Annotated in this window: 13 protein-coding genes; 6 read left to right on the forward strand and 7 right to left on the reverse strand. The window is 69.6% G+C overall.

From position 1 onward, the window contains the following. Positions 1-18: 18 nt before the first annotated feature. The gene (locus tag OSC27_RS12055) at positions 19-951 is read right to left on the reverse strand and encodes a siderophore-interacting protein (RefSeq protein ID WP_267181689.1); all 933 of its coding nucleotides are present in this window, start codon (positions 949-951) and stop codon (positions 19-21) included. 238 nt (positions 952-1189) lie between these two features. Here OSC27_RS12055 and OSC27_RS12060 point away from each other — a divergent pair, with 238 nt between their 5' ends. After that, a complete protein-coding gene (locus tag OSC27_RS12060; RefSeq protein WP_267181690.1) occupies positions 1190-5185 on the forward strand; it encodes an ExeM/NucH family extracellular endonuclease in 3996 nt (1331 codons plus the stop codon). Positions 5186-5307: 122 nt separating this feature from the next. Here the strand turns inward: OSC27_RS12060 and OSC27_RS12065 are convergent, their stop codons facing one another. The 4 genes from OSC27_RS12065 to OSC27_RS12080 all read right to left on the reverse strand — a co-directional run bounded on the left by OSC27_RS12065 (position 5308) and on the right by OSC27_RS12080 (position 9624). Further along, positions 5308-7398 (reverse strand): cytochrome c oxidase assembly protein, encoded by a 2091-nt coding sequence (locus tag OSC27_RS12065; protein WP_267181691.1) that lies wholly within the window; start codon positions 7396-7398, stop codon positions 5308-5310. Further along, entirely contained in the window at positions 7391-8089 is a 699-nt protein-coding gene (locus OSC27_RS12070; protein ID WP_267181692.1) for a copper resistance CopC family protein, read from the reverse strand. Before OSC27_RS12070 ends, OSC27_RS12065 begins: the two co-directional genes overlap by 8 nt. Then, positions 8086-8862, reverse strand: a complete 777-nt coding sequence (locus tag OSC27_RS12075) for a YcnI family protein (protein WP_267181693.1) — start codon at positions 8860-8862, stop codon at positions 8086-8088. The genes OSC27_RS12070 and OSC27_RS12075 overlap by 4 nt, the downstream gene beginning before the upstream one ends. 108 nt (positions 8863-8970) lie before the next feature. Further along, positions 8971-9624 (reverse strand): hypothetical protein, encoded by a 654-nt coding sequence (locus OSC27_RS12080; protein ID WP_267181694.1) that lies wholly within the window; start codon positions 9622-9624, stop codon positions 8971-8973. Positions 9625-9808: 184 nt separating this feature from the next. On the opposite strand from OSC27_RS12080, the gene OSC27_RS12085 reads away from it, so the two are divergent. Continuing rightward, a complete protein-coding gene (locus tag OSC27_RS12085) occupies positions 9809-11938 on the forward strand; it encodes a RecQ family ATP-dependent DNA helicase (RefSeq protein ID WP_267181695.1) in 2130 nt (709 codons plus the stop codon). A gap of 42 nt (positions 11939-11980) precedes the next feature. Next, entirely contained in the window at positions 11981-12346 is a 366-nt protein-coding gene (locus OSC27_RS12090) for a cupin domain-containing protein (RefSeq protein ID WP_267181696.1), read from the forward strand. 9 nt (positions 12347-12355) lie between these two features. Here OSC27_RS12090 and OSC27_RS12095 read toward each other — a convergent pair whose 3' ends face one another. Next, on the reverse strand, positions 12356-12874 hold the full coding sequence (locus OSC27_RS12095) for a DUF1697 domain-containing protein (RefSeq protein WP_267181697.1): 519 nt from the start codon (positions 12872-12874) through the stop codon (positions 12356-12358). A 224-nt stretch (positions 12875-13098) separates the two neighbouring features. Here OSC27_RS12095 and OSC27_RS12100 point away from each other — a divergent pair, with 224 nt between their 5' ends. Together OSC27_RS12100 and OSC27_RS12105 are read left to right on the forward strand one after the other, a co-directional pair. Continuing rightward, on the forward strand, positions 13099-13473 hold the full coding sequence (locus OSC27_RS12100; RefSeq protein ID WP_267181698.1) for a VOC family protein: 375 nt from the start codon (positions 13099-13101) through the stop codon (positions 13471-13473). 173 nt (positions 13474-13646) lie between these two features. Then, a complete protein-coding gene (locus tag OSC27_RS12105) occupies positions 13647-15764 on the forward strand; it encodes an acyl-CoA dehydrogenase (protein WP_267181699.1) in 2118 nt (705 codons plus the stop codon). Here the strand turns inward: OSC27_RS12105 and OSC27_RS12110 are convergent. After that, entirely contained in the window at positions 15742-17358 is a 1617-nt protein-coding gene (locus tag OSC27_RS12110) for an MFS transporter (protein ID WP_267181700.1), read from the reverse strand. The two genes, OSC27_RS12105 and OSC27_RS12110, sit on opposite strands and share 23 nt — an antisense overlap. Before the next feature lie 105 nt (positions 17359-17463). Here OSC27_RS12110 and OSC27_RS12115 point away from each other — a divergent pair, with 105 nt between their 5' ends. Then, the gene (locus OSC27_RS12115; RefSeq protein WP_267181701.1) at positions 17464-17949 is read left to right on the forward strand and encodes a MarR family winged helix-turn-helix transcriptional regulator; all 486 of its coding nucleotides are present in this window, start codon (positions 17464-17466) and stop codon (positions 17947-17949) included. The last annotated feature ends 25 nt before the right edge of the window (positions 17950-17974 follow it).

Consider the following 17974-nt stretch of genomic DNA (forward strand, 5'->3'; position numbering starts at 1 on the left):
CCGCGCGGTACGCGGACGTCAGAACGAGTTGTCGCGCCCTCGGCGCCAGTAGCCACAGAACGTGATGTGCGTCTTCGGCACGCCGCGCGAGACGAGCGCGCGGCGCAGGCCGGTCGCGAGCTGCTGCTCGCCGACGGCGAAGGCCGCCACCTCGAGGTCGCCCAGCTCGCGCGACCTCTCATCGAAGACCTGCACGGCGCGCTCCAGCGCTGCCTGCCCGACGTGCGGACGCTCGAGCGTGACCGCTGCGCCACGAGCGTGCTCGGGCTCAGCGAGGGCGCCATCGGCGGCGAGCTGCTCGGCACGCTGACGGGAACGCGCCTCGCCCGCCGCCTGCTGCTCGTCGCGCACGACCCAGTGCACGCGCACCCCGCTCGGCACCGACAGCAGCTGGGCGTCGTCGGCGTGCTCGACCTCGAGCACGATGTCGCCCGTCGCGCCGGCGTCGAGGCCGGCGGCGATGCCGGCGGCGGCGGCCACCCCGCTGTCGTCGGCCACGATGAGCACCCGCTCGGTCGTGGGGCGCGGGTTCCACATGACGCCCTCGTCGAGAATGCCGGCCGGGTCGCCAGGGCGGGCGGTGAGGGCCCACGACGAGGCGGGGCCGGCATCCGAATGTATGGCGAAGTCGACGTCGAGCTCGAACGGCGCTTCGCGGAACGCACGCACCGTGTAGTTGCGCACGTGCGGTCGGTGGGATGCCGAGGTCATGAGCAGTTGCGGCCACCAGCCCGGTCCCGCGGAGGTGGGCAGCAGCGGCTCGCTCTGATGTGCCTGCGGCAGGAACAGCCGGAACCACTGGTCGTGACCCATGGGGGTGAAGCGCGCGAGGTCGTCGCCACCGAGGGTGACCCGCACGAACGACGGGCTGATGCGCATGGATCGGACGACGCGCACCCGAAGAATCTGCGGATTCTCGGGTTTGATCGGATCGCGGCGGTATCGGGGCATCGTTCCCATGCTAGCTGAGGTAAGGCTTACCTATCCAGCCTCGAGCGTTGTAGACGGCGCAAACACCAACTTAAGAGCGGGCGTCACTCTGTCGCCACCCCTTGGCAAAGCTCACAGCAACCCCATATGCTCGCCTCGGGTACCCCCAAACGGGGGCCTCGTGGTGGGGGCCGCGACGGAGCGTCCCCCAGCGCCGACATACACGCGAGTGCGTCTGCCTGACAAGGAGATCTCCGTTATGCATCAGAAGTACCGGCTCAGCGCCCTCTCGGCCATCGCGGCTGCGGCGCTGGGCCTTTCCTCTCTCGTCGCCGCTCCCGCGTACGCGGCCGAGCCGACCAACACCATCGCCGAGGTGCAGGGCACGGGCGAGGCCAGCCCGCTCGCCGGCACCACCGTCACCGTCGAGGGCGTGGTCACGGCCGACCATCGCGTCGGCGGCTACGCCGGCATCTACATTCAGACGCAGGGCTCCGGCGGCGCCACCGACCAGACGCCCGGCGCATCCGACGGCGTGTTCGTGTACCTCGGCAAGACCACCACGGATGCCGCGATCGGCGACCTCGTGCGCGTCACGGGCCCGGTCAGCGAGTACTACGGCCTCACCCAGATCACCGCCTCGGCGGCCGGAGCGATCGAGGTCGTCACCCCGGGCGTCGGCGTGCCCGCCGCAACGCCCCTTCCCGATTCGGTGCGCGGCGCCGCCCGCGAGGCCTACGAGGGCATGCTCGTCGAGCCGACGGGCACCTACAAGGTGGCCTCGAGCCACCAGCTCTACAACTACGGAACGCTGTGGCTGTCTGCCGGCGCCGACCCTCTCGTGAAGAACACCGAGGCCGCCAGGCCCGGCGCTGACGCCGACGCCGTCGCGGCAGCCAACCGCGCCGATCGCATCTTCCTCGACGACGGCTACAACATTCAGGTCTCGAACAAGGCGTACCCAGGCGACCAGCCGTACTTCACCAAGAACACGGTGGTGCGAAACGGCGACACGGTCGACTTCCCGGCGAAGCCATACGTACTCTCGTACGGATTCGACGACTGGCGGCTGCAGCCCACGGTGCCCATCACTGACGCGAGCCCCGCCGACCTCAAGCCCACGTTCGAGCCGACCAACCCGCGCCCCGAGGCGCCGCCCGCGGTCGGCGGCGACTTCGCCGTGGCATCCTTCAACGTCGAGAACTACTTCACGACACTGCAGAGCCAGAATGCGGATGCGCGCGGCGCCAAGACCGCCGCGCAGCTCGCCGTGCAGAAGTCCAAGATCGTGGCGGCGGTGAACGCGCTCGGCGCGAACATCGTGACGCTCGAAGAGATCGAGAACGGCATCCACTTCGGCATCGGCGTGGACGACTCGCTCGCCGACCTGGTCGACGGTCTCAACGCGGCCGCGGGCGGCGACGTCTGGGCCTACGTGCCGACGCCCGCCGCACTGCGCAACGCGGTCGACACGACCGACGTCATCATGACCGCGATCATCTACAAGAAGAACGCGGTGACGCCGGTCGGCGACAGCAAGACCGTGATCGACGAGAGCGTGTGGGGCAACGCGCGCGAGCCGATCGCGCAGACCTTCACGGCCGGCACGAAGACACTCACGGTCGTCTCCAACCACTTCAAGTCGAAGGGCGGCGGCACGGGCGACGAGCCGGCTGACGGCCAGGGCTTCTTCAACGCCGACCGCGTCGCGCAGGCGAAGTCGGTGCTCGCCTTCGTGAACGACCTGAAGGCCTCGAGCGGCAGCGACAATGTGCTGCTGCTCGGCGACTTCAACTCTTACTCCATGGAGGACCCCATCCGGGTCTTCACGGATGCCGGCATGGTCGACCTCGTGACCGCCAAGGCGAAGGGCCAGTACACCTACAGCTACGACGGTGAGGTCGGCTCGCTCGACCACGCGCTGGCCACGCCGGCCCTCGCGAAATCCGTCGCCGGCGCCGGCGTGTGGGACATCAACGCGCCCGAGTGGTCCGACCGCGGCTACGCGTTCGGCGCCGCCGAAGCGGGCACCCCGTTCCGCGCGAGCGACCACAACCCCATCAAGGTGGGAATCACCGAGAAGGATGCCCCGATCGCCATCGACGTGCTCTCGATCAACGACTTCCACGGTCGTCTTGAGGCCGGGGGCGCGTCGGGCGGCGCCGCCGTGCTCGCGGGCGCGGTAGACCAGTACCGCGCTGCCAACCCGAACACGCTGTTCGTGTCGGCCGGCGACAACATCGGCGCATCCACCTTCACGTCGTTCATTCAGCAGGACAAGCCGACGCTCGACGCCCTGAACGCCATGAAGCTCGACGCGAGCGCGCTCGGCAACCACGAGTTCGACCACGGCGTGAGCGACATTCAGAACCGGGTGATTCCGGCGGCGACGTTCCCGTACCTGGCGGCCAACGTGGTCGACAAGACCACGGGTGACCCGGTGTTCGACGCGTACACCGTGAAGACCGTCGACGGCGTGCGCATCGGTTTCATCGGGGCCATCACCGAGCAGCTTCCCTCGCTCGTGAGCCCCGCCGGCATCGCCGACGTGAAGGTCACCGACGTGACGACCGCGGTCAACCGCGTCGCGGACCAGCTGCGCGACGGCGACGAATCGAACGGCGAAGCGGATGTCACGATGTTGCTCGTGCACGACGGTGCGGCCACGCCGGCTCTCGCCGACGCGACCGACGATTCGGAGTTCGGCAGGATCGTGACCGGTGTCGACGCCAACGTCGACGCGATCATCTCGGGCCACACGCACCAGCTGTACAACCACGAGATCGCGATCCCCGGCACCGATCGCACCCGCCCCGTTCTGCAGTCGGCCAAGTACGGTGAGGACTTCGGTCACACCACGCTCACGGTCGATCCGCAGACGAAGGCGCTGCTGTCGATCTCGAGCGAGGTGCTGCCGCTGAACGACGCGAGCGGCAAGGCGCTCTACCCGGCAGATTCGGCGGTCGCGCAGATCGTCGCCGACGCGGTGGCGGTCGCCAAGGTCGAGGGCGCGAAGAAGGTCGGCGACATCACGGCCGACTTCAACCGGGCCAGGCAGAGCGACGGCTCGGAGAACCGCGGAGGCGAATCCACGCTGGGCAACTTCGTGGCCGACGTGCAGCTGTGGGCGGCGAAAGACAGCGGAGCCGAGGTCGCGCTGATGAACCCGGGAGGGCTGCGCGCCGACCTGACGTACGCGTCGAGTGGCGCTGGCGACCCCGACGGCAACGTCACATACGCCGAGGCGGCGGCAATCCAGCCGTTCGCCAACACGCTCGTGACCGAGACGCTGACCGGAGCCCAGCTCAAACAGGTGCTGGAGGAGCAGTGGCAACCCGCCGGATCGAGCCGGCCGTTCCTGAAGCTGGGCGCATCCGCTTCGCTGACCTACACGTATGACCCGGGTGCTGCCGCCGGTTCGCACATCACGCATGTGTACCTGAACGGCAGCGAGGTCGGGGATGCGGACACGCACACCGTCGTGGTCAACTCGTTCCTCGCGGCGGGTGGAGACAACTTCTTCACGCTGGCAAAGGGGAGCGGGCAGGCCGACACCGGCAAGGTGGACCTGCAGGCGATGGTCGACTACTTCATCGCGAACCCGACGGCGAGCCCGGACTACGCGCAGCGCGCGGTCGGCGTCGCGCTGAGCGCCCCGGCCGCGTCGACCGGGTACGCGCCGGGGGAGTCGGTGACGGCGAACCTGTCGTCGCTGCTGTTCAGCGCGGGCGAGCCGGCGGCCGACACGGTGCAGGTCAGCATCGGCGACACGGTTCTGGCGACGAGCGCGATCGACCCTGCGATCGTCGACACGACCGACGAGGTGGGGCGCGCGAGCGTCACGTTCGCGATCCCTGCCGGGCTTTCCGGCGCGCAGTCACTGACGATCTCGGTGCCGGCGACCGGAACGTCGATCTCGGTGCCGATTGCGGTGCAGGCGACCCAGCCGCCGGTGGAGCAGGTGCGCAGCCTCACCATCGGGGTGCCGAGTACGCTGCTCGCCAACCATCACTCCACGCTGCACTACGCGGTTCAGGTGGTCGCGCAGCATGGCACGGAGGCGACGGGCACCGTGAGCATCCTCGACCGCGGAAAGGTGATCGCGACCGTGCAGCTTGCGGCGGGTGACCACGGGCGGGCGCGCGTGAAGCTGCCGACGCTCTCACGCGGGTTGCACCTCTTGAGCGCGCACTACGAGGGTTCGGATGCCGTGAAGGCGTCGACGAGCATCCGCCTGCCGGTCCTCCTCTGGTGACCGACGCGGGTTGAGGAGGTCGCGAAGCGGCCGTCTCGAAACCCAGCCCCACGTACGGGGTATTGGGTTTCGAGACGCGCTTCGCGCTCCTCAACCCGCCTCGCGCTCCGGGACCGCCTCGCTCAGCGCTCGTGGTCGGCCATGCGCTGCAGACGCTCGTTGTACGCGGTGAGGTCGGCGTCGCCGTCTCGATCGGCCTTGCGATCGAGACGGCGCGCCGTGCGCTCGTCCGACTTCATCCACGCGTGCACGAGCCCGAGCGCCACGAGCACCATCGGCACCTCGCTCGCCCCCCACGCGATTCCGCCCGCCGCATGCTGGTCGGCGAGCAGGGCTGCGTCGTTCGTTTGGCCGAGCGCGTGCCACCACTCGCTCGCCATCAGGCCGGTGCTCTCCATGAGCGCCACGCCGAAGAACGCGTGGAACGCGAGCGTGGCCAGCAGGGTGATGAGCAGAACCGGGTAGCCGGGCCGTTTCGGGCCGGGGTCGACGCCGATGAACACCCAGAAGAAGAGGTAGCCCGATGCCATGAAGTGCAGGCACATGAGCACGTGCCCCACGTGATCGCGCAGCGCCCACGCGAACGCGGGCGAGTAGTAGAACGCGATCAGGCTGCCGGCGAAGATGGTGCCCGCCACCGCGGGACGCGACAGGAACGCCATGTAGCGCGAGTGCACCACGATGAGCAGCCACTCGCGAATGCCGCGGCTGCCGTCGTGCCGAACCGGGAGGCTGCGCATCGCCAGCAGTACTGGCCCGCCGAGTACGAGCAACGGCGGCACGAACATCATGAGCGCCATGTGCTCGACCATGTGGCTGCTGAAGTGCACGAGGCCGTACACGGCCGGGCCGCCACTGGTCACCCAGACCAGCGCCAGGCATCCGAAGAGCCAGCAGACGGTGCGAAGCACGGGCCAGTGGTCTCCGCGCCTGCGCAGCACGATGACGGATGCGACGTACCAGCCCGCGAGGGCGCAGGCGACTCCCAGCCACATCCATTCCCAGTGCGTGTAGGTGATCATGCGCCAGAACGTGACGGGTGGCGGGTAGGCGAACCCGAGCAGACCCTCGCGTGCGAAGTCGCCCGTGAGCGGCGCCTGTGAGACGGGAGGCGGGCTCTTCGCCAGGCCCACGGAGATGCCGATCGCGAGCGCCATGAAGGTGGCCTCGGCGGTGGCGAAGCGAACGAACAGGCGCCGGTTCATCGGGTCGGCCTTCAGGCCGGGAATGATGCGCCGGCGCTGCAGCGCGCCGAACACGCCGAGCACGATGAGAATGGACGCCTTGGCGACGATGAGCAGCCCGTACGGCTGCAGCAGATCGGCGAAACTGCTGAGGCGCAGGGCCGAGTTCACGATGCCAGAGAAGGCGACCGCGGCGAACGCCCACCCCGCCATGGTGGAGTACCGTGCGACCGCGACGCCGAAGCCCTTCTTGATCTGACGCCGCAGCACGAGCAGGCCGACCAGCCCGCCCACCCAGATGGTGACACCCACGAGGTGCACCGCGAGGCTGTTGACGGCGTTCGCGTGCTCGGCCGATCCGGCGGCGTGGCCCGAGAGGGCGAGGGGCAGCAGCGAGAACAGCACGAGCACGCACGCGACGGCGACGGTCGACTGCCGCCGGGCGACGAGCGCGATGATGGTGGCCACGAGGATGCAGGCCGCCGAGACCAGCAGCGATTGCCCGAGCGCCACGTTGAACAGGAACGTGCGGAACGTCGAGGCGAACAACGCGTCGCCCACCGGCACGCCCGAAATCTGAATGCCGCTGAGCACGAGCACGACCGCCGCCGCGACGAACCAGACGACGCCCGTGAAGGCCGCCCAGCGGGTCGCCTTCCACTGAGCGTGGCTGACCTCGCCGGGGCGCGTCTTCTGCCCGGGCAGAATGAAGGTCGCGAGAACGAGGAGCCCCACGGTGACGGCGGCGGCGAGGTCGTGCACGGAACGCGCGACGGGCAGCCCGTAGGTCACGAGATCGCCCGGGTCGTACAGCGCGCGCCCGGTCGAGAACGCGCCCGTGAACACCATTCCCGCGACGGTCGCGGCGACGGCGAGCGGCACGCACAGGGTGAGCACGATCGTGACGGGCCGCAACGAGGGCAGGTGCAGCTGCGGCATCCGCAGTTCTGGGTCTGCCTGGTCTTCTGGCGCGTTTGCTGCCGTCGTTCCGGTCGTCGTGCCGCCGCCCAGCGTGACGTCGTCACTCATCGTCGGGCCGCCATTCTTTGCGCGCGGGCTTAGCGGTGGTGCCCCCGGTGCTCCCGGTGCCCGCCCTACTCCCGGTGCTCGCGGGCTTTGCCGGTCGGCGCCGGGCGGTCACCAGCACGACGACCACGGCGATGACGGCGAGCGCGATGATGGCGGATGCGATGCCGATCACGATTCCCAGCTCGCTGCTGTCGGCCTTCGTTCCCGAGGCGGGGGCGGCGCTCGCCGCGGAGGTTCCGGATGCACCGGCCCCGCACGCGGGCCGGTGTTCGCTGCCGGCGGCCTTGACAGCACCGGCCGGCGGGTCGTACGTGAACTGGATGGTGCCAGAGACGGTGTGCCCGTCGGCGGAGACGATCTGCCAGGTCACGTCATACGTTCCCGCGCCGCCGAGCGAGACGGGAACACTGACGGTGCGACCGAGGGTCTTGGTGCAGCCGGTCTCGAAGTGCCGCTTGTCGGGGCCGGTGACCTGCATGATCGAGGACTCGCCGTCGCCCGAGAGGTCGAGCACGATGTCGTTGAACGTGAGAGAGACGGTGTCGAGGCTCTTCGTCACCGTCGAGCCGGCGGCGGGGCTGCTGTCGACCAGGTAGTCGTGGGCGCTCGCGGCCGCCGCCGGCAGGAGCGCGAGGAGCGCTCCTGCGGCGACGGCGGTCAGAGACGCGAGCGCGGTGCGCGTGCGGGTCACGGCTGCTCCGAGCCAGCCGGCGCGGCGGGCCGACGCACGAGCGCGGTGAGGGCAAGCACGATCGCGATCACGCCGAGGGCGACCCCGCCGATGCCGAGCCCGAGCGCGACGGCGTCGGAGGTGCCGGAGTGTGCGGCATCCGCTTGGCTGTCGCTGCTGCCGTCGCTGCCGGCGACCGGCGTCGACGTGACGGTCGGTGCTGCGGGTGAGGCCTCAGCGGGCGGCGCGTCCGTGATGTAGAGCGTCGGCGCGGGATGCTCGGGCTCGTTGCCCGAGGCGGGCGTCGGCTGGTCCCAGTCGACCACGCTGCCGTCGGAGTACGTCTGGTGTGCCGGCAGCATGATGTTGCCCGTATCCGGCACGGGCCCGACCGAGATCGTGAACTGCTGGAACTGCCCGGGGGCGATGGCCGAGGCCGCGTCCGCAGTCCAGATCACCTTCGTCGGCGCCTCGGTGATGGTGGCGTTCGACGTCTTCACCGGCTTGTCGAGCGTGGTGGTGACGATCTTGGTGGTCCATCCCGGCACGGGCTGGTAGGAGACGGAGCCGAACGGCGTCGCCGTGGGCAGGTCGACTTCGAGTGCGGTCGTGCTCGCGGTCTCCGACTCAGTCGGAACCTTGAAGGTGAGGGTCGCGTAGCCGCCGGGCTCGGCCGAGTCGGGGTTGACGCGAACGTGCGCACTCGCGGCGAGCGGAGCGGCGAGGGCGAGCGCGGTGGCCGCGACGGCGGCGGTCAGGGTGGCCGCCAGGGGTCTCGTGCGTGATCGTGACATGGTCTGCTTTCTTCCGGGCGCGCGGCGGCGACCGGGTTGATTCGGTTCGGTTCTGCTCGTTCGATTCGAGAACGAGCGGATGCGCCACGCACGCATCCGTACGTGCGATCAGGCGCAGTGTGCAGCGGGAGGGCCGCGGTGCCTCATCGTTCCGAGCAGAATGCCGAGATCGGCAGGGGTGTCGGCGCGGTCGGCGACCGCCGCGCGCGGCGAGCGGTCGACGGGGGCGGGCTCGAGAAGCGCTGCGAACCGGGTGACCTGAACGCGGATGCCGCTGCACAGCATCCAGAAGGCGCGTTCACCGTGGCGCAGGGCGACGATCGTGACGATCGCGGCCAGCGCGTGCCCGCACCACATGAGGGGCCCGGCGGCGATGAGGCTGTGGTGGTGGGCACCGAGCGCCGCGCCCGCCTCGCCACCCGTGAGCGCGGAGATGTCGATGTGCGTCACGTGATGAGCGTGAGCGGATGCCGCCGCGCCCGCGCCGTCTGCCGCGCCGGTGCCGTGCCCCGCCGCCGCCCCGAGGTCGAACAGCGAGTGGAAGAGGAACTGGCTGAGGGCGACCGAGATGGTGAGGCGCCACAGCGAGAGGGTCTTGCCGGCGAGGGCGATGCAGGCCATGCCGGAGAACGCGAGGGCGAGCGTGAGGCCGAGCGCGCCTGGCGCCCCGCCGCCCGTCGCGACGTGGAAGAAGGCGGCGACGACCGTGGCGATGGAGGCCGCGAGCCAGCCACGCGCGAAACGCGCCCAGCGTGTGGCCATTCTGCAGCTTCCGATCGGTGTGCGGTGTGGTGCCTCCAGCCTACGGCGCTTCCCCGCCTGTCTGCTGACCCCTCGTGACCCAGATTGCGCTCGGGGCTCCTGCACGGGAGAAGGGCGAGCACGGGTTCTGCACAGGGGCGACCGCCTGACCCTCATGGTCAGGAGTGCCGGTTAGCATGGCCGGGTGAGTTGGAGCGCGGAGATCGACTGGAACCCAGATGACCTGGAGCCGCCGGACGACTTCGACGCGCCCCCGCCCGAGTTCGACGCGCCGCCGCCCCCACGCGCGCCTCGGAGCCCGCAAAGTGGGTTGAGGAGCCCGCACAGCGGGCCCCGGAGCCCGCACAGCGGGTTGAGGAGCCCGCACAGCGGGCGTCTCGAAACCCCATCCACCCCTCGCCCGGCCCCTCCCCGCTTCGCCTCGCCCTCCGAAGCCCTGCACACGGTCTTCGGCTACGACACCTTCCGCGGCGAGCAGGCGGCCATCATCGACCACGTCACGGCCGGCGGCGACGCGGTCGTGCTCATGCCAACGGGCGGCGGCAAGAGCCTCTGCTACCAGATCCCATCGCTCGTGCGCGAGGGCACCGGCGTCGTCATCTCCCCGCTGATCGCCCTCATGCAAGACCAGGTCGACGCGCTCCTCGCAGTCGGCGTGCGGGCGGCGTTCCTCAACTCCACACAAGACTCCGCGGAGCGCACCCGCGTCGAGCGCGCGTACGTCGCGGGCGAGCTCGACCTGCTCTATGTCGCCCCGGAACGGCTGTCGTCTGAGTCGACGAAGACCTTGCTCGAGCGGGGCACAGTCGCGCTCTTCGCCATCGACGAGGCGCACTGTGTCTCCCAGTGGGGCCACGACTTCCGCCCCGACTACCTCGCGCTCTCCGAGCTCGCCGAGCGGTGGCCGACCACACCCCGCATCGCGCTGACCGCGACCGCGACCGAGGCGACGCACGCCGAGATCACGACGCGATTGAAGATGGATGCCGCGCGGCACTTCGTCGCGGACTTCGACCGTCCGAACATCCAGTACCGCATCGTGCCCAAGCTCGACGCTCGCAAGCAGCTGCTGGACTTCATTAGGACAATGTCTGAAGAGGAAGTCTCAGAACCCTCGCTCGCAGGCTCCCTCGGCGCTGGCGTCGCGGGATCGCTGTCGCGATCCTCCAAGCTCCAGCGCGCCGGCATCGTGTACGCCCTCTCGCGTAAGACCGTGGAGCAGACGGCCGCATTTCTGGCGGCCAACGGCATCCGCGCGCTGCCGTATCACGCGGGACTCGACGCGGCGACCCGAGCGGCGACACAATCGCGATTCCTGCGCGAGGAGGGCATTGTCGTGGTCGCCACGATTGCGTTCGGGATGGGCATCGATAAACCCGACGTGCGGTTCGTGGCCCACATCGACCTGCCGAAGTCGGTCGAGGGGTACTACCAGGAGACGGGGCGCGCGGGGCGTGACGGGCTGCCGTCGGTGGCGTGGCTCGCGTACGGGCTGCAGGATGTGGTGCAGCAGCGGCGCATGATCGACCAGTCGCCGGGTGACCTTGCGCACCGGCGGCGCATGTCGGCGCACCTCGACGCCATGCTCGCTCTGTGCGAGACGGTGCAGTGCCGGCGCGTGAACCTGCTCGCCTACTTCGGGCAGGCTTCCGAACCGTGCGGCAACTGCGACACGTGTCTCGAGCCCCCCGAGGGGTGGGATGGCACGATCGCCGCGCAGAAGCTGATGTCGACGATCGTGCGGCTGTCGCGCGAGCGCGGGCAGGCCTACGGCGCCGGCCAGCTCGTCGACATTCTGCGGGGCAAGAGCACCGCGCGCACGCAGCAGCTTCGACACGAGAGCCTCGCCACATGGGGCATCGGCGACGACCTGAGCGAGGCAGCATGGCGCGGGGTGGTGCGCCAGCTTCTCGCGCAGGGGCTGCTCGCGGCGACCGGCGACTACGGCACGCTGAAGGTCACCGAGGCCGGCGCCGAGGTTCTCTCGGGCAACCGCATCGTCACCCTGAGGCGCGAACCCGAGAAGCCGGCGCGGGCCTCGAGGCAGGCCAGGCGGGCTGTGGCCTCCGAGGAACTGCCCGAGGTGGCGCTCGAGCTCTTCGAGGCTCTGCGCGCCTGGCGCGCCGAGACCGCGCGCGAGCAAGGCGTGCCGGCGTACATCGTGTTCGGCGATGCCACGCTGCGCGGCGTCGCCACCGAGCGGCCGACCACGCTTGACGACCTCGACGGCATCACTGGGATCGGCGCGAAGAAGCGCGAGACCTACGGCGAACAGCTGCTCGCCGTCGTCGCTGACGCGCATCCGCCTCGCTAGGCTTGGCGAAACCGGCAGTTCCGTTGGAGAGGCAGGCCGATCGTGACGAAGACGTCCCTGATCGCGGTGGCGCGACACCAGCTCGAGCACGCCCGCACCGCGTCGAGCGGCCGCAGCGCGACGTCCGTGTACAGCGGGCATGAGCGGGTGCTGCGCCAGACGGTGATCGCCCTGCGCGCGGGCCAGCGCATGGAAGAGCACGAGAGCCCGGGCGAGTCGACCATCTACGTGCTGAGCGGCCGCGTGCTGCTCTTCGCCGGCGACGTCTCGTGGTCGGGCATGACGGGCGACCTGCTCATTGTGCCGGAGAGCCGGCACGCGCTCGAGGCCGAGGAGGATTCGGTGATCCTGCTGACGGTGGCAAAGGTGGGCGACCCGGTACGCTCGACGCCCCACCAAGGCATCTAGCCCAGGCACCTAACCGAGCAGCTTGCGCAGTGTGCGCAGGTTGCGCGTCGTGCTCTGCGCCTTGTACCTCGCCTTGCCGCTCGCCTTGCCGACGACGCTATCCAGCGTGTTCCCCTTCGGCACGCTCCAGTAGAGCACCCCGTCGCCATCCTGCAGGCGCTCATCGGCATCGAGCCCGGGCGCGAGCGCGACAAAGTCACCCGCCACCTCGCCACCCATGACGAAGATCACGTACGCGTGCCACCCCTCCCGCTCCTCGAACGGGTACGCCGCCACGACCGCCGCGAGTTCCTCGACGCTCAGCACGTGCACCCACGCCTCGTAGCCGAACCGGTCGCGCAGGGCCGTCTCGATAACCGGCTTCAGAGCGGATGCCGCGGCATCCGCCTCGAAGACCACGTTGCCGCTGGCGAGCACCGTCTTCACCCCCGCGTATCCGAGGCCGCGGAAGACGTCGGCCAGATCGGCCATCTTGATGGTGATGCCGCCGACGTTCACGCCGCGCAGCAGCGCGATCATTCGTGCCATGCCCACCTCTTCTCGACGCCGGCGTGCGCCATGCTCTCGACACTCATCGTGCCGTCATTCCCGCCGGCTGTCACGAACAAACGCGACACGGCCTTGAGGTAAGCGAGGGGAGAACGGGGAGAAGGGGCGGCAAGGGGGAAAGGCAAGGGGCAGGCGAGACGCGGATGTCGGTGGCATCGAGGATGCTCGATCTGTCGGCGCTTCGGTCGGCGTGAAAGGACACTATGGAATTCGCATCGATTCGCCTCATCACCGACGACGTCGAACGGCTCGCCTCCTTCTACGAGCTCGTCACCGGCATCACCGCTGCTCGGCTGGCGCCGGTGTTCGCGCAGATCAGCACCGACCGCGGAACGCTCGCCATCGGCAGCACCGCCACCGTCGCGATGCTGGGGTCGGCAGCGCCGAAACCGGGCGCCGGCTCGAGTGTGATCATTGAGTTCCTCGTCGATGACGTCGACTCCGAGTTCGAGCGGCTGCGGCCCGGTCTGGCCGACGTGGTGCTCGAGCCGACGACGATGCCCTGGGGCAACAGGTCGGCACTCTTCCGTGACCCTGACGGCAACCTGGTCAACCTCTTCACGCCGCCGGCTTCCTGACGGCGACCGCGAGCCGCTGTCGATTCCCCACAGCGGCTCGCGAGCCGCCCCCGGGGCTGTTTGTAGATGCCGCACGCACGGCTTCTCGCCTGCCCGCATCCGTCTTAGCGTGGAATGGACTTACGTGAGCACGCAGACGCGAGAACACGAGCAAAGAGAACAAAGGACGTTCCATGGTTGACACGGCACCGCGCACACACAACTCCGCTCGAAAGGCCTCCGACGCCCAGGGTGCACGCAGCGGCACGAGCGGCAGCGGCCGGGCCGGCACCCTCACCCCGAAGGTCGACGTCGCCGCCCTCGAGACCCAGCTGCTCGGCGACTGGGCCGACGTGCGCCGTGCTGCGCGTGAGCTCGCCGGCCGCCCCGACATGCAGAAGGTCGAGGGCCTCAGCCTCGCCGACCAGCGCGCCCGCACCTTCGGGCAGCTGAGCCTGCTCGTCGAGAACGGCCAGGTGCACCGCGCGTTCCCCAAGGACGTCGGCGGCGAGGAGGACAACGGCGGCAACATCGCCGGCTTCGAGGAGCTCGTGGCAGCCGACCCGTCGCTGCAGATCAAGTCTGGCGTGCAATGGGGCCTGTTCGGATCGGCCATCGTGCAACTGGGCACCGAGCGCCACCACCAGAAGTACCTGCCAGACATCATGAGCCTGAAGACGCCCGGCGCGTTCGCCATGACCGAGATCGGTCATGGGTCGGATGTCGCGAGTGCAGCCACGACCGCCACCTACGACCCCGAGACTCAGGAATTCGTGATCAACACGCCGTTCAAGGGCGCGTGGAAGGAGTTCCTCGGCAACGCGGGCAACGACGGCATCGCCGCGGTCGTCTTCGCGCAGCTCATCTCGAAGGGCGTCAACCACGGCGTGCACGCGTTCTACGTGCCCATCCGCGACGCCGACGGCGCCTTCCTGCCCGGCGTCGGGGGCGAAGACGACGGGCTCAAGGGCGGGCTGAACGGCATCGACAACGGCCGTCTGCACTTCACGAACGTGCGCATTCCCCGCACCGACCTGCTCAACAAGTACGGCGACGTCGCCGAGGACGGCACATACACCTCGCCCATCTCGAGCCCCGGCCGCCGCTTCTTCACCATGCTCGGCACGCTCGTGCAGGGCCGTGTATCGCTCGACGGTTCGGCGGTTGTGGCATCGAAGATCGCGCTCACCATCGCCATCCGCTATGCCGCCGAGCGCCGCCAGTTCGCCTCGGGCGACGGCGGCGGCGAGGAGCAGGTGATCCTCGACTACCAGCGGCACCAGCGCCGCCTTCTGCCGCTGCTCGCGACGACGTATGCGGCGAGCTTCGCCCACGAGGTGTTCCTGCACAAGTTCGACGACGTGTTCAGTGGCGCCACCGACACCGATGCCGACCGCCAGGACCTCGAGACCATCGCCGCGGCGCTCAAGCCGCTCTCAACCTGGCACGCCCTCACGACGCTGCAGGAGGCGCGCGAGGCGTGCGGCGGCGCCGGCTTCATGACCGCGAACCGGCTCACGTCACTGCGCGCCGACCTCGACGTGTACGTCACCTTCGAGGGCGACAACAACGTGCTGCTGCAGCTCGTTTCCAAGCGCCTGCTCACCGACTTCAGCAAGCAGTTCGCGCACGCGGATGCCGGTGTGCTGGCCCGGTACGCCGTGACCCAGGCCGCCGACCGCGCCTACCACGCCGGCCTGCGCTCGCTCGGGCAGACGGTGCGCGACTTCGGCTCCACGGCGCGTTCCGTGGGATGGCTGCAGGAGGCGAGCACCCAGCGCGAGCTGCTGACAGACCGGGTGGAGGCCATGGTCGCCGAGGTTGCCACCGCGCTGCGCCCGGCGAGCAAGCTGTCGAAGAAGGATGCCGCAGACCTCTTCAACTCCCAGCAGAACCAGCTGATCGAGGCCGCTCGGGCGCACGGCGAGCTGCTGCAGTGGGAGGCATTCAGCGACGCGCTCGAGCAGACCCCGGATGCCGACACCCGGCAGGTGCTGACCTGGCTGCGGGACCTCTTCGGTCTCGGCCTCATCGAGAAGCACGCGGCGTGGTACCTGATGAACGGGCGGCTGTCCCCACAGCGGGCACAGGCCGTGACGGCGTACATCGATCGACTGCTGAGGCGCATCCGCCCCCACGCCGTCGACCTCGTGAACGCGTTCGGGTATGGCCCCGAGCACATTCGCGCTGAGATCGCCACCGGCGTGGAGGCCGAGCGGCAGAGCGAGGCGCGCGAGTACTACCGCCGCCTCCGCGAGAGCGGCGAGGCCCCCATCGACGAGAAGACCCTCACGAAGAAGAAGCGCCCGTGACGCGCGCTGTTGGTTCGCGCTCGGCCGAGCGCTCGTCGCGCGCCGGGCCCAGCGACAGCGTCGCCAGGAACCCCAGCGTCAGGAACCCCGCCGCCGAGAACGCGGCGAACTTCGTCGCGTCGCTGAACGCGATCTTCGCGTCGCGCACGAGTGGGCGCGTCCGCTCGCTCTTCGCGAGCGACGGTATGGCGGCGCCGGACGAGTCGACGACCGCCGTCACGACCTGCTCGCGCTGAGCGGCCGGCAGGCCGCGAGCATCCAATCGGCTATCGAACTGGTTGCCGAGGCCCGTGAACAGGATCGTTCCGAGAATGGCGATGCCGAGCGCCGAACCCACCTGCCGCGCGGTGCTCTGCGTGCCCGAGGCCTGCCCGCTGCGCTCAACCGGCACGTCGCGCAGAATGACGCCGGTCAGCTGGGCGGTCGCGAATCCGATGCCGATGCCGTAGACGAACAGCGACGGCACGACGGCGTACCAGGGGGTGTCGTACGCCACGAAGAACCCGATGCCCAGCACGCCCACGATCTCGCACGCCAGCCCGATGCGCACGACCGCCACCGCCGACATGCGTTGGGACAGCGGATGCACGAGGCCGCTCGAAACGAAAGACCCACTCGCGAGCGCCACCAGCATGAGCCCGGCCTGCAGCGCGCTGTAGCCGAGCACGTTCTGCAGCCACAGCGGCAGCGAGAAGATCATGCCGAGCTCGCCCAGGCTCACCACGAGGGCGGCGATGTTGCCGTTGCGGAACGACGCCAGCCGAAACAGGCTGAACGCGATCATGGCGCTCTGCCCGCGCTTCTGCCGCCGCAGTCCCCACGCCACGAACAGCACGCCCGCCACGAGCGTGAGCGCGAACACCAGCGGGATCGGCGAGAGGCCGAGCGGCCAGGTCCAGTCGCCGAACGCCGCGCCGTCCTTGGCAAGCCACCAGCCGTACGTGCGCCCCTCGATGAGGCCGAACACGAGCGAGCCGGCAGTGAGCACCGAGAGGATGGCGCCGACGATGTCGACGCGTCCCGCATCCGCTTCCTTCGATTCCTGCACGGCCACCATCGCGCCGATGACCGCGATGGCGCCGAGGGGCAGATTGATGCCGAATGCCCAGCGCCACGAGAAGTCGGTGGTGAGCCAGCCGCCCAGCAGCGGTCCGAGCGCCGCCATGCCGCCGATGGTCGAGCCCCACACGGCGAAGGCGACGGCCCGGTCGCGCCCGCGGAACGTCGCGTTGATGAGCGAGAGCGTCGTCGGCAGCACCATGGCCCCGCCGATGCCCTGCACGACGCGCGCCGCGATCAGCAGCTCGCCGTTCGGCGCCAGCGCCGCCAGCAGTGACGACAGCACGAACACGACGACGCCGACGGTCATCATGCGCCGCCGCCCGAACCGGTCGGCAAGCGTGCCGAACACGATGAGCAGCGCGGCGAACACGAGCGTGTACGACTCCTGCACCCACTGCACCTGCGTCGAACTGATGCCGAGGTCGTCGACGATCGACGGGATCGCCACGTTCACGATCGTCGAGTCCACGATGATGAGCGAGACGGCGATGCTGATGAAGACGAGTCCGAACCAGCGGCGGCGTGCGGTCATTGACGGCTCCCTGCGGGGCGAGGCGAGGTACGTGAGGTGAGACGGTGGCCGGCTCGAATTGCTCAGCCGGCTTACTAATTTCACGCTAGCACTATCGTTGAATGCATGGATGCCGGTGAGCCGCTCTCCGTCCCCGCCGACGACGTGCACCGCCCCGACCACTGGCCGACCGGGCGCCTTCTCTCGACGGCGTCGCGCCTCGTCGAGCACGCGTGGTCCGACGCGCTCGAGCGGCTCGGCCTCACGCACGCCGGCCTCATCGTGCTGCATCTGCTCGACCTGGGCGACACGAGCCAGAGCGAGCTCGCCCGCCACGCACGCGTGGAGGCGCAGACCATGTCGCGCACGCTCGACCGGCTCGAGCGCGCCGGTTGGGTCGCCCGCGTGCCCGATCCCGCCGACCGCCGCAGGCACGTCGTCTCGCGAACTTCCGCCGGCGCCGAGGTGTGGCAGCGGGCTCAGCGCATCGAGGCCGAACTGTTTCCCCAGGTGACGGATGCGGCCGCGCTGCGCACGGCCCTGCTCGAGATCGTTGCGGCAGCAGAATCCCGCCGCTGGCCCGCCGTGCCCCCCCATCGTGGGGTGAGGTGAATTTGCATCGGGCCCCGGCGCGAGT

Source organism: Microbacterium sp. STN6 (assembly GCF_026410545.1).
Taxonomy (GTDB): domain Bacteria; phylum Actinomycetota; class Actinomycetes; order Actinomycetales; family Microbacteriaceae; genus Root112D2.